Origin of the sequence: Flavobacterium wongokense, assembly GCF_021608265.1 — a bacterium.
GTDB lineage: Bacteria > Bacteroidota > Bacteroidia > Flavobacteriales > Flavobacteriaceae > Flavobacterium > Flavobacterium wongokense.
Window position 1 is genome coordinate 1,287,639 of record NZ_JAKIHP010000001.1, and the last position, 11,438, is coordinate 1,299,076.

Genomic DNA, 11,438 nt, shown 5'->3' on the forward strand with positions numbered 1-11,438 from the left:
AATCGTTCAAAAACGGACAATTTTTAACCTTTTTTAGGTTTTTATTAACGATTTGGCATTATTGCTAAAAAAAATACTATGCGCACATACAAAATGCAACATTTAATAAATAAATCATAAAAATTGGGACAAAAAAAAAGCAGGACATTGTCCTGCTTTTGAATGTATATTTTTAAAAATTATTCTACTGTAACCGATTTTGCCAAATTCCTTGGTTGGTCCACATTACACTTCCTCATTACCGCAATGTGGTAAGACAATAGCTGTAAAGGAATTGTAGTAATCAATGGAGATAAGGCATCTGAAGTTTCAGGGATTTCAATAATGTGGTCTGCAAGGCCTCTTACCTGTGTGTCACCTTTGGTAACCACGGCAATTATTTTCCCGCTTCTTGACTTAATTTCCTGAATGTTGCTCACCACCTTGTCGTAATGTCCTTGTTTTGGAGCAATGACAATTACCGGCATTTGTTCGTCGATTAAGGCAATTGGACCGTGTTTCATTTCCGCTGCAGGATAACCTTCAGCGTGGATATATGAAATTTCTTTGAGCTTCAAAGCACCTTCAAGTGCAACCGGAAAATTGTATCCTCTTCCAAGATATAGGCAGTTGGTCGCGTCCTTAAATTTCGCTGCTATTTCTTTGGCAGTATCATTGGTAGAAGTAAGTGCTTCCGCAACTTTTTCCGGAATAACCTCAAGTTCCTGTAAATACCTATGGAAATCTGAATTCGATAAGGTTCCTTTGGCTTTAGCTAAACGTAAAGCAATCATTGTCAACACCGTGATTTGTGTTGTAAATGCTTTGGTCGATGCAACTCCAATTTCCGGACCGGCATGTGTGTAAGCTCCGGCATTGGTTTCCCTTGAAATCGAAGAACCAACAACATTACAAACTCCGAAAACAAAAGCGCCTTTTTCCTTAGCCAGCTTAATAGCCGCCAAAGTATCAGCGGTTTCACCAGATTGCGAAATGGCGATAACAACATCATTTTTGTTGATGATTGGGTTTCTGTATCTAAATTCAGAAGCATATTCCACTTCAACATTGATTCGGGCGAATTCCTCAATTACATATTCAGCAACCAATCCGGCGTGCCATGAAGTTCCACAAGCCACTATAATGATTCTTTCAGCATGCAAAAACTTTTCAATGTTGTCTTCGATACCAGCCATTTGAATGATTCCCTGATTGGCTAAAAGCCTTCCTCTGTAGGTGTCTTTGATAACATTCGGCTGCTCGTAAATTTCCTTTAACATGAAATGGTCGTAACCTCCTTTTTCAATCTGCTCCAAATTCATCTGAAGTTCCTGAATGTATGGATCAACCAATGAGTCATCCTTGATTTTCCTGATTTTTAAAGGTTTGTGCAAACGAACAATCGCCATTTCCTCATCTTCCAAATAAATGGCATTGGAAGTATATTCGATAAAAGGAGAAGCATCGGAAGCAACAAAAAATTCATCTTCGCCTACGCCTATAGCAATTGGGCTTCCCAATCTTGCGACAATGATCTCATCCGGATTTTCTTTGTCAAAAACACAGATGGCATAAGCTCCGACAACCTGGTTTAACGCAATCTGAACTGCTTTTCCAAGTTTGATGTTTTCCTTCTTTTTTACGTCTTCAATTAGGTTTACCAAAACTTCGGTGTCGGTATCCGATTTGAAAATGTAACCTCTTTTCAGTAATTCTTTTTTAAGCGGTTCATAATTCTCAATGATTCCGTTATGGATGATTGAGATATTCCCCGAATTTGAAACGTGTGGATGTGAATTGATATCATTTGGGACACCATGGGTAGCCCAACGTGTGTGCCCCATTCCGATTGTTGCTTTGGAAGTTGCAATTGTTTTTGACTTTTCTTCAAGATCAGAAACTTTCCCTTTGGTTTTTGCAATCTTAAGGTCGCTGCCATCATACAACATGATTCCGGCACTGTCATAACCTCTATACTCTAATCTTTTTAACCCTTTAATTACTATTGGATAAGCTTCCCTAAATCCGATATAGCCAACAATTCCACACATAATATTACGTATTAATTAAGGTTTTGTATAATAAATTTCAAGTTTTAATCTTCTCTTCCATGCCTCACCAGGAGCTTGCGGAATATTAGTTCCGTATAGGATTGTTCCAAGCTGGTTCAGCACCGACATCGTAGGAGCATATTTAGAATTGCTGTTTGGGGTTCTTAATTTTGCCAAAGCAGGACTGTTGATGTTCTCAGTTACAGACAATCCTAAACGGACATTGGTGGAATCATTTCTAATCAGATTCCTAACATAATTGGTAATCTTGACTTTGTATTTGAATCCTTTGTCACTTATTTCACTTGTGTTGTCATCCCTGATCTGTTTTACCAAAAGGCCACGTTCATTTAAAAGGAATCCTCCAAAGGTTGGCTTGTTGAATTTTGGATATGCTCCGTTTGTAGCATTATCAAGGGTATAATCAATGATTGGCTTCTTGTTGGTTAAGTCATAAAGATAAATACGGTTTGGCTCAACAACTTTTTTGTAGTCAGGACTAGCCGCATCGGTACTTTTCATAGCCGTTCGGTCGATATAAAAAGTAAGGTTGGCTTCGTTGATCAGCCAGCCATTTAGTTTAATCCTGTCAATCTCATCAGAAATATGGTTTGGAATGTTGTTTTCAAGATATTTAACATTCGTGCTGCTGATCGGAAGGTTTTCATTAAAGTTTGGATTCTCTGTATATCCGATAAGGTCAGTAGTGCCAAATAAATCGATGATTGCCATTGAACCTTCACCACCTTTTAAGTAAACTTTGGAAGCTTCCTGAGAGCTGTTTGCCGCAACCAGGTAATTGGCATCTTCGTTGGAATGTTGTAATAAACTAACGCAGTTTCCATTCATATTCAATGCAAATGATTTGTGAGGTCTTTCAACTTTACGTTCATTAACATTTGGAGTGTTTACATTGTCAGGGGTAATTTTGTCTTCCTGGTAGTAAATGGTAATGGTGCCTCCTTTGAAATTAAGCATTGCCATATTGCCATCTCCACCTGTTTGTGTCGTTTTGAAATAAATCCCTCTTAGGTAATTCTTGAAAATAGCCTGTGTTTGCAGGTTGCTGCCACCGTTTAAAATTTTTTGATCAAAAAAATCGGTTCTCAAATGCAGACGCATTGATGGCTCAAATCGCGTATAAATAGGATCGTTGGTAGTGTCAAAGTCTTCGTAAGTTGTCAGTTTGTGCTCTCTCTTATCAAAGAAGAACTCCGTGTTTTCACGTGTGTCAGGAGAAGTATTTAATTTAATGTCTTTATTGGCATCAATGGTTGCATCTTCATCAGTATAAAATGCCTGAGATTCTCCCAGTCCTAAATTAGGGTCCAAATCCCTTAAAAAGTAGCGCGACACATAAACGCCCAAATCAAATTTTGAACTCACCGCCGTTGGAGTTGCGATGTCGTATGGTTTTTCCCCATAAATGGAATCCAGTTTGTAAAGTTTACCGTCTTTAACGTTGGTATCCGGGTCATCTTTTACAAACTTCTTAAAATACGGAATGTTAAGAACAACACTGTCTATTGTAGGAAGGTGTTCGTACTCTGTATCATCGGTATTGTTAAAGGTTGGGTCAGCAGTCGAAAGTTCCAGTTGCGTCACATAATTTGCATGCACATCGCCAAAAGCGGGGTTGTGATAAAAACCAAGCGGGCTTATAGGTAAATTGTAAGAAGCGATTGGGCCAACTTTTTGGTTAAAGATTTTCACGGTTGACATCGAGTCAAGTTCAAATCCAAAGTGGTCTTCACCAACTATGTCAGTTCCTAATTCATTAAAATCTTTATCGCAGGAAGCGAAAAGAAGCGCAATCAATCCAAGTAAAATCGGTTGTAAAAAGGTTTTTTTATACATAAAACGTAAAATTGTAATTTTTAAGAAAGCATACTTTTATAAAAGTTTGTGTATGCTTCGGTAAATTTTTCTTTCGTGGCGAAAGGTAAAAAAGGTTTTCCTGAAGATTCTATAAATTTTGTTAAACTTGAAGACACATTTTCAGACGCAATTACAACTGCGTCAGAGTGCTTTACCGCTGCCTTAATAAGGTTTTCATAGTTCGGGGTTTCCAATTCCTCAACTGCTTCGTGCGGGATGTTGTCAAACTCCACTTTTTTAATCATTTCATTATCCAGATTGCCATCAAATGACTGCCCGTATACCGAAGTAACAATCTTCGTTTCCGAAAACAGGGCTTCATCCTTATAATAATGCTTCATATAAATAGGCAGTAAACTTGCCATCCATCCATGAACGTGAATGATATCGGGAACCCAGTTTAATTTCTTAACCGTTTCCACAACGCCTTTTGCAAAGAATATGGCTCTTTCATCATTGTCCGGATATAAAACTCCATCTTCATCACTAAAAGTGGCTTTTCTTTTGAAATATTCATCATTGTCTATGAAATAAACCTGTATTCTTTCCTTCGGGATAGAAGCAACTTTAATAATCAAAGGCATATCCAGGTCGTTTACGACCAAATTCATTCCCGACAATCGGATAACTTCATGCAATTGATGCCTTCTTTCATTGATATTTCCATATCTCGGCATGAAAATCCTAATCTGTCCTCCCTGATCATTAATCATTTTGGGAACATCATAAGACATCAAAGAAACCTCATTTTCAGCCAGATAAGGCACCACTTCAGATGATACATACAATATCCTCTTATCTTCCATAATCTAATCTACTTTATTTATTGGCAATAAAAAACAGGCAAAAGTACAAAAATTTATGCAGTTATTTATGAAAATGGTAAGTTTGCAACTCATTTATTGTAAGCCGATGCTTCTTTTTAACACACAACGCGAATTAGTTTCTCACCTAAATTCCATTTCCAACGAAAAAACGTCTATTGGTTTTGTTCCGACAATGGGAGCACTTCACCAGGGACATCTTTCGCTGCTTGAGGAATCTTTGAAGCATAACAGCATCAACGTCATCAGTATTTTTGTCAATCCAACGCAGTTCAATAATGCAGAAGATTTGGCTAAATATCCCAAAACATTAGATGCGGATATTGAAAAAATCAAAAGCGTTTCCGATGCCATAATTGTTTTTGCGCCAAGTGTGGATGATATTTATGAAGGCAAAACCATTTCGCAGCATTTTGATTATGACGGGCTGGAAAACCAGATGGAAGGCAAATTCCGCCCAGGACATTTTGACGGAGTGGGAACCATAGTAAAAAGGCTTTTCGAAATCGTAAAACCCAACAACGCCTATTTTGGCGAAAAGGATTTCCAGCAATTGCAGATTGTAAAGAAATTGGTTTCCAAATATAAAATTCCGGTGAATGTTGTAGGCTGCCCAATTTACAGGGAAACCAACGGGCTGGCAATGAGTTCGCGCAACGAAAGGCTAACTCAGGAAGAAAGGAAAAAAGCAGCCATCATTTACAAAACCATTTCACAGGCGAAGAAATTATTTGCGCTAAAATCGGCAAAAGAAGTCACCGATTTTGTGGTCAGGGAATTTAAAAAACAATCCGATTTCGAGCTCGAATATTTCCAGATTGCAGACGAAGCAACATTGCTGCCCTGCACCAGAAAAACCAAAGGGAAAAAATATCGCGCATTCATTGCCGTTTTTGTTAACAAAATCAGATTGATTGATACTATTTCATTAAATTAATTTACTTTTGCGCCATGCAAATCGAAGTAGTAAAATCTAAAATTCACAGGGTAAAAGTTACCGGCGCCGACTTAAATTATGTGGGCAGCATCACTATTGACGAAACCTTAATGGAAGCCTCAAATCTGATTGAAGGGGAAAAGGTTTCTATCGTAAATGTAAACAACGGCGAGCGTTTTGATACTTATGTCATCAAAGGCATCAGAAACTCAGGCGATATTACCCTAAATGGCCCGGCTGCCCGAAGAGTCCACAAAGGAGATATCATCATTATCATGTCGTATGCATTAATGGATTTTGAGGAAGCAAAAACCTTTAAGCCATGGTTGGTTTTTCCAAACGAAACAAATAACTCACTGACCTAAATCTTGAAACAGCAAATTGGCAAATGGTTGACAATCCTCATTCCTCTTTTTATAGGAATCGGGATTATATACTATCAATTTACCACTTTGACTGCTGAGGAAATCGGCAAAATAAAAATTAGTTTCGAAAAGGCAAATTATTGGTACATCCTGCTATCGCTACTCATTGCATTGGTAGGTTACTGGTCAAGAGCCTACCGTTGGAAATTTGCGCTGAACCATTTGGGTTACCAAACCAAATTCTCCACTAATTTCCTGACTGTATGTGTTTCCTATCTGGTCAATCTGACTGTTCCGCGTTCAGGTGAAATTTCACGAGCTGCTTTACTGAAAAAATATGAAGACGTGCCATTTGACAAGGCATTCGGAACCATAGTTGCCGAAAGGATTGTCGATTTGCTGATCTTCTTTTTGTTTGTATTTATTGGTTTTGTTTTGCAGTTTGACAAAATTTACCAATTCCTTTTAACCGAAAACGTATCCCTTGAATATTTGATTTGTGCGGCACTCATTGGTTTAGTGCTTTTTGTGGTTTTTGTATTGATTTGGATTTATGCCGAATGGGCAATCATCTTAAAACTAAAACAAAAATTTTCCGGACTGATAGAAGGCATTACCACAGTTTATAAAATGAAGGACAAATGGAAGTATATTTTCCATTCGTTTTTTATATGGTTTTCCTATCTCGCGATGTTCTATGTTGCTATTTTTGCCTTGCCGGAAACTGCCGGAATCAGCTTTGATATAGTAATCATGGGCTTTATTTTTGGAAGCCTGGCTGTTGGTTTTTCCAACGGTGGATTGGGAGCTTATCCGTTTTCTATTGCGTTGATTTTTTCGCTTTACGGAATCACCAAGGATGTTGGAACCGCTTTTGGATGGCTGGTTTGGACCTCGCAAACCGTTTTGGCAATCCTATTGGGATTGTTATCCTATTTATTGCTTCCCATCTTAAACCGAAGCAAATAGTTACTTCAATACTGCTTTCAGCATCGCATCATCTTTAAGAATGACTCTGTAGTATTGGCTTTCGCCAAATAATTGACGCGCAAATTCAGCTGTGATGTATTTCTTAACCAAAGGCTTATTGTTCTCCAGTTTCATTTCCAGTCCCGATTCTTTCAGGTAACTTTCAAATTTTGGGATATAGCTGTTGTCTTTTTGCATTTTGATTAAAAAGTCCGGCAATTTCATTCCTTTAAATGATTCGCGCCCTTTGTCCAGTTGTTCAAAAACAAAATGTCCCACAAGTCCCGAGTTTAGGATATATGCCAAGCCTTCTTCACCTTTTTTAACTTCCAGAGGCACAAAAATATCGGGAACAATGCCACCACCGCCATAAACAATCCTGCCTTTTTTGGTTTTGAATTTTAGCGAATCGGCAATTTTTATCTTGTCTTTGGCATACAGTTCACCACTTTCAAAACGGCTTTCAAAATCATGGCTGTATTCTTCGGCTTCTCCTTTAACATAAGGTTTTTGGATGGAACGGCCGCTTGGGGTATAGTATCTTGAAATAGTCAAACGCACCGCCGAACCATCATCAAAATCCATTTCCCGCTGTACCAATCCTTTGCCAAAAGAACGACGCCCAACTATGGTTCCCCTGTCATTATCCTGAATGGAACCTGCAAGGATTTCACTGGCCGAAGCCGAGTTTTCATCAATCAGGACATATATTTTTCCGGTTTCAAAGATTCCTTCTTCTGTAGCATACGTTTTATCAACGGTACCTTTTCGGTTTTTGGTAAAAACGACAAGTTCTTTGTCTTTTAGGAATTCATCGGCAATTTCAACAGCTTTTTCAAGATAACCGCCGCCATTGTCACGAACATCTATAATCAAAGTCGTCATTCCCAATTTCTTCAACTGTCGTAAACCCACCATGAATTCGTCGTACGTATTCTCGGCAAAACGGTTGATTTTAATGTATCCCGAAGTTTTATTCAGCATCAGGTACGTATCGACACTCTTAATCGGAACGACTTCGCGGGTCACATTTACGGTCAGTTTCTTATTGAGGCTTTTCCTGAAAATCGTCAGTTTGACATTTGAACCTTCTTCGCCTTTTAATTTGCCATACAAACTATCGGTTGGCAGTTTACGTCCAAAAAGTTTGGATTTACCGGCATACAATATTCGGTCACCTGAAAGGATTCCGGCTTTTTCGGCAGGACCGTTTTCCAAAGGTTTTACAACCGTAACCGTGTCGTTGTACATATAGAAATTTACGCCGATACCCACAAAATCACCTTTCATGATTTCGGCTTCAGAGGATTGCTCGCTTGGTGGAAGATAAATGGAATGCGGGTCAAGATTGGCCAAAATGCTGTTCACCGTCATGTCTACAATAGAATCCGAATCTACATCATCAACATATTCGTCATTGATGAAATCGATAAGCCTTTCAATTTTGACTTTCCGTGCATTTTGTTTGGACAAGGTCCGCTTCGGGAAATTAATCATGCCACCAATGACAATGCCCATGGCAACACAGGCACATAACAATATTGGCAGATATTTTTCCTTTGATTTCATTATCCTAAATCTTCAATCTGTATGACAGCAACTCCGGCTTTCTCTAAAAAATCGAGACCGGTATTGTCGTGATAACCATTTTGGTAAACAACCCTTTTTATTCCCGATTGATGGATGAGTTTGCTGCATTCCTTGCAGGGCGAAAGTGTAATGTATAAGGTAGCATTTTCGCAGGTTTGCGTAGAGCGCGCCACTTTTGAAATCGCATTGGCTTCGGCGTGCAGTACGTACCATTTTGTCAATCCTTCCTCATCCTCGCAGCAATTTTCAAAACCCGACGGCGTTCCGTTATAGCCGTCAGAAATAATCATTCGGTCGCGTACAACAATGGCTCCAACCTGTTTGCGTTTGCAATAGGAAAGTTTGCTCCATTCGGCAGCAATCCTAAGGTAGGCGATGTCGTATTTGAGTTGTTTAGTGTCTTTCATTTATTCTGGGAATAGCGACAGCAAATATACCGAAACCTTTGGCTTATACTAAAATTATCTGAACCAAATTTTATCCTGTATAATCATCGGAACCACAACGCCAACGACTAAGGCAGAAACAATTAGAATCCAGTCGCGTTTAGAGAATTTGAGCAGCGTTTGTACCACATAAGCCAACAATAATGCTAAGATAACCACAGCAGTCTGTGAAACGAAGAAGCCAAGCGACGATTCAAAAAGAGGAAGTAGTTTGTCAGTTGGTTTGCCCGAAACATGAGCGTTGAAATAATTTGAAAACCCCAATCCGTGAATAATCCCGAATAAGGAAGTGACGATTGCGATAAAAGTGATACTGTCTTTTTTGCCCGATTTCCCGGCAGTGATAATGTTGAATAAGGAAACAATAAGAATGATTATCGGAATGATAAAAGCAACTATACTGGTTTTTATCGTGATTACATTAAAAACAGCGAGCATCAGGGCAAGGGTATGACCGGCTGTAAATAGGGAAACAAGAATCAGGATTCTTTTCCAAGCCTTAAATTCGTAAGGAACAGTCAATGCCAAAAGGAATAAAATATCAATATAGGCATGAATATTCCACAAATGTTTTAACCCAATTGTGAAGTATATCCAGAAATCTGACATAGCATTAGTTTAGTTTTGGTATGTAAACTTACAATTTATTTTGTTTAGCCTAATTAAATTAATACTAAAATCGACTAAAAACATTTTCGATTTCCGTTTCCAAAAAAGGTTTATTTCAATTATATTTGCAGCATAAAAACAATAATAGTATGTCATTTTCAGATTTATTTGATAGCGAATTTAAAAGCAGAAATAAAAGTCATTTTTCAGCAATTGTGCGTGTTGCCATTGCCGATGGTGATTTGAGCAAAGAGGAAAAGGAATTCCTTGATAAACTTGCAGCACGTTTAGAAATATCAGCAGCAGAATATGAAGAAATTCTTGAAAACCCTTCAAAATATCCAATCAATCCTCCGTATTTACACACGCAGCGTTTAGAGCGTTTGTATGATTTGTCAAGAATGGTTTACGTTGACCACGTTCTTGGGCCAAAACAAAGAGAAGTGCTTGTAAAATTTGCATTGGCACTTGGATTTACACCAGGAAATGTTGGTTTCATTGTTGATAAGGCAATGTCGCTATTGTTGCTGCACGTTGATTTGGATACGTTCACTTACGAAATGACCCATATGAATAAGTAATAGTTTCAAAGTTACAAAGTAGCAGAGTTACAAAGTAAAAAAAGCCGGTATAAATTGATATCGGCTTTTTATTTAAAATTTAAAAAACTTTGCGACTTTGCGACTCTGCTACTTTGCTACTTCTATTTATATTTTGCCATAAATTCTTCGGCTTTTGAAACCATGTTGTAGCTTCCGCAGAAGAAAGGCACTCTTTGATGCAGTTCTGTTGGCTGTATTTCCATAATCCTTCCAAAACCATCCGAAGCTTTTCCTCCGGCTTGTTCCGCGATAAATGCCATTGGGTTGCATTCATAAAGCAAACGCAGCTTTCCTTTTGGCGCTTTGGAACTTGTTGGATAAATATAGATTCCGCCTTTAATCATATTTCGGTGAATGTCGGAAACCAAACTTCCGATATAACGCGAAGTATAAGGTCGGTCGCCTTCTTCAAGCTGGCAGTATTTGATATAATCTTTCACGCCTTGTGGGAAATGCACATAATTCCCTTCGTTGATGGAATAAATGTTACCGTCTTTAGCAAACTGCATGTTGGGATGCGACAGATAAAACGTCCCAATCGCAGGATTCAGTGTAAAACCATTCACGCCATGACCGGTTGTGTAAACCAACATGGTCGAAGTTCCATAAATCACATAACCTGCAGCAACCTGTGCTGTTCCGGGCTGAAGGAAATCATCCATAGTTACCGGAGTTCCAACTGGCGTAATCCTTCTGAAAACCGAAAAAATAGTTCCCACCGAAACATTCACATCAATGTTTGATGAACCATCCAAAGGATCCATCAATACCACATATTTGTTGTTATGTCCTTCGTCCAATCCCTGAACTGTGATAAAATGATCGTTCTCCTCAGAGGCAATTCCACATACAATTTCACGGTTAATTAGTGTTTGGATAAAAATCTCATTGGCATAAACATCCAGTTTTTGCTGGTCTTCGCCTTGGATATTCTGTTCGCCTGCAGCTCCGGTAATGTCAACCAAACCGGCTTTGTTTACTTTGTAGTTTACGACTTTTGCCGCAAGCCTGATAGAGTTAATGATTTTGGATAATTCTCCCGATGAGTATTGATGAGCCTTTTGGTTCTCAATGATAAATTCCCCTAAGGTCCTATTGCGTTCTTCCATTACGAAATCGTTGTAGTTGTTTGTGCAAATATCGATAAATTTGGTAAAGAAAAAATCTATTTCGCGAAGAAATTAATAA

11 protein-coding genes are annotated in these 11,438 nt (G+C 38.5%); 4 read left to right on the top strand and 7 right to left on the bottom strand.

What is annotated here, in order from left to right; all coding sequences use genetic code 11:
* Positions 1-179: 179 nt before the first annotated feature.
* Genes glmS through L1S31_RS05585 form a run of 3 tightly spaced genes read right to left on the bottom strand, consistent with a single transcriptional unit; the run spans position 180 to position 4,714 of the window.
* Positions 180-2,030 carry a glutamine--fructose-6-phosphate transaminase (isomerizing) gene (gene glmS, locus L1S31_RS05575; protein WP_236463320.1) on the bottom strand — a complete coding sequence of 617 codons (1,851 nt, stop codon included), beginning with the start codon at positions 2,028-2,030 and terminating at the stop codon, positions 180-182.
* Between the two features lie 15 nt (positions 2,031-2,045).
* Entirely contained in the window at positions 2,046-3,887 is a 1,842-nt protein-coding gene (gene bamH / locus L1S31_RS05580) for a BamH family beta-barrel-assembly machinery protein (RefSeq protein ID WP_236463322.1), read from the bottom strand.
* 20 nt (positions 3,888-3,907) lie between these two features.
* The gene (locus L1S31_RS05585; protein ID WP_236463324.1) at positions 3,908-4,714 is read right to left on the bottom strand and encodes a glycogen/starch synthase; all 807 of its coding nucleotides are present in this window, start codon (positions 4,712-4,714) and stop codon (positions 3,908-3,910) included.
* A gap of 106 nt (positions 4,715-4,820) precedes the next feature.
* Here L1S31_RS05585 and panC point away from each other — a divergent pair, with 106 nt between their 5' ends.
* The 3 genes from panC to L1S31_RS05600 are packed head-to-tail and all read left to right on the top strand — an operon-like array spanning position 4,821 to position 7,003.
* The gene (gene panC, locus L1S31_RS05590; protein ID WP_236463326.1) at positions 4,821-5,669 is read left to right on the top strand and encodes a pantoate--beta-alanine ligase; all 849 of its coding nucleotides are present in this window, start codon (positions 4,821-4,823) and stop codon (positions 5,667-5,669) included.
* Positions 5,670-5,683: 14 nt separating this feature from the next.
* Positions 5,684-6,034 (top strand): aspartate 1-decarboxylase, encoded by a 351-nt coding sequence (gene panD, locus L1S31_RS05595; RefSeq protein WP_236463328.1) that lies wholly within the window; start codon positions 5,684-5,686, stop codon positions 6,032-6,034.
* Positions 6,035-6,037: 3 nt separating this feature from the next.
* Positions 6,038-7,003 carry a lysylphosphatidylglycerol synthase transmembrane domain-containing protein gene (locus L1S31_RS05600; protein ID WP_236463330.1) on the top strand — a complete coding sequence of 322 codons (966 nt, stop codon included), beginning with the start codon at positions 6,038-6,040 and terminating at the stop codon, positions 7,001-7,003.
* Here the strand turns inward: L1S31_RS05600 and L1S31_RS05605 are convergent, their stop codons facing one another.
* Genes L1S31_RS05605 through L1S31_RS05615 form a run of 3 tightly spaced genes read right to left on the bottom strand, consistent with a single transcriptional unit; the run spans position 7,004 to position 9,648 of the window.
* Positions 7,004-8,572 (bottom strand): S41 family peptidase, encoded by a 1,569-nt coding sequence (locus L1S31_RS05605; protein WP_236463332.1) that lies wholly within the window; start codon positions 8,570-8,572, stop codon positions 7,004-7,006.
* Positions 8,572-9,000 (bottom strand): deoxycytidylate deaminase, encoded by a 429-nt coding sequence (locus tag L1S31_RS05610; RefSeq protein WP_236463334.1) that lies wholly within the window; start codon positions 8,998-9,000, stop codon positions 8,572-8,574. The genes L1S31_RS05605 and L1S31_RS05610 overlap by 1 nt, the downstream gene beginning before the upstream one ends.
* Positions 9,001-9,054: 54 nt before the next feature.
* Positions 9,055-9,648, bottom strand: coding sequence for a HupE/UreJ family protein (locus tag L1S31_RS05615; RefSeq protein ID WP_236463336.1), 594 nt, complete (start codon positions 9,646-9,648; stop codon positions 9,055-9,057).
* Between the two features lie 149 nt (positions 9,649-9,797).
* Between L1S31_RS05615 and L1S31_RS05620 the strand changes: the two genes are divergently transcribed.
* On the top strand, positions 9,798-10,229 hold the full coding sequence (locus tag L1S31_RS05620) for a tellurite resistance TerB family protein (protein WP_236463337.1): 432 nt from the start codon (positions 9,798-9,800) through the stop codon (positions 10,227-10,229).
* Positions 10,230-10,351: 122 nt separating this feature from the next.
* Here the strand turns inward: L1S31_RS05620 and fbp are convergent, their stop codons facing one another.
* Positions 10,352-11,359 carry a class 1 fructose-bisphosphatase gene (fbp, locus tag L1S31_RS05625; RefSeq protein WP_236463339.1) on the bottom strand — a complete coding sequence of 336 codons (1,008 nt, stop codon included), beginning with the start codon at positions 11,357-11,359 and terminating at the stop codon, positions 10,352-10,354.
* Between the last annotated feature and the right edge of the window lie 79 nt (positions 11,360-11,438).

Bases quoted from the DNA above. Each gene is read 5' to 3' on its own strand.
- glmS (WP_236463320.1), bottom strand. From the start codon at position 2,030: ATGTGTGGAATTGTTGGCTATATCGGATTTAGGGAAGCTTATCCAATA.
- bamH (WP_236463322.1), bottom strand. From the start codon at position 3,887: ATGTATAAAAAAACCTTTTTACAACCGATTTTACTTGGATTGATTGCG.
- L1S31_RS05585 (WP_236463324.1), bottom strand. From the start codon at position 4,714: ATGGAAGATAAGAGGATATTGTATGTATCATCTGAAGTGGTGCCTTAT.
- panC (WP_236463326.1), top strand. From the start codon at position 4,821: ATGCTTCTTTTTAACACACAACGCGAATTAGTTTCTCACCTAAATTCC.
- panD (WP_236463328.1), top strand. From the start codon at position 5,684: ATGCAAATCGAAGTAGTAAAATCTAAAATTCACAGGGTAAAAGTTACC.
- L1S31_RS05605 (WP_236463332.1), bottom strand. From the start codon at position 8,572: ATGAAATCAAAGGAAAAATATCTGCCAATATTGTTATGTGCCTGTGTT.
- L1S31_RS05610 (WP_236463334.1), bottom strand. From the start codon at position 9,000: ATGAAAGACACTAAACAACTCAAATACGACATCGCCTACCTTAGGATT.
- L1S31_RS05615 (WP_236463336.1), bottom strand. From the start codon at position 9,648: ATGTCAGATTTCTGGATATACTTCACAATTGGGTTAAAACATTTGTGG.
- L1S31_RS05620 (WP_236463337.1), top strand. From the start codon at position 9,798: ATGTCATTTTCAGATTTATTTGATAGCGAATTTAAAAGCAGAAATAAA.
- fbp (WP_236463339.1), bottom strand. From the start codon at position 11,359: ATGGAAGAACGCAATAGGACCTTAGGGGAATTTATCATTGAGAACCAA.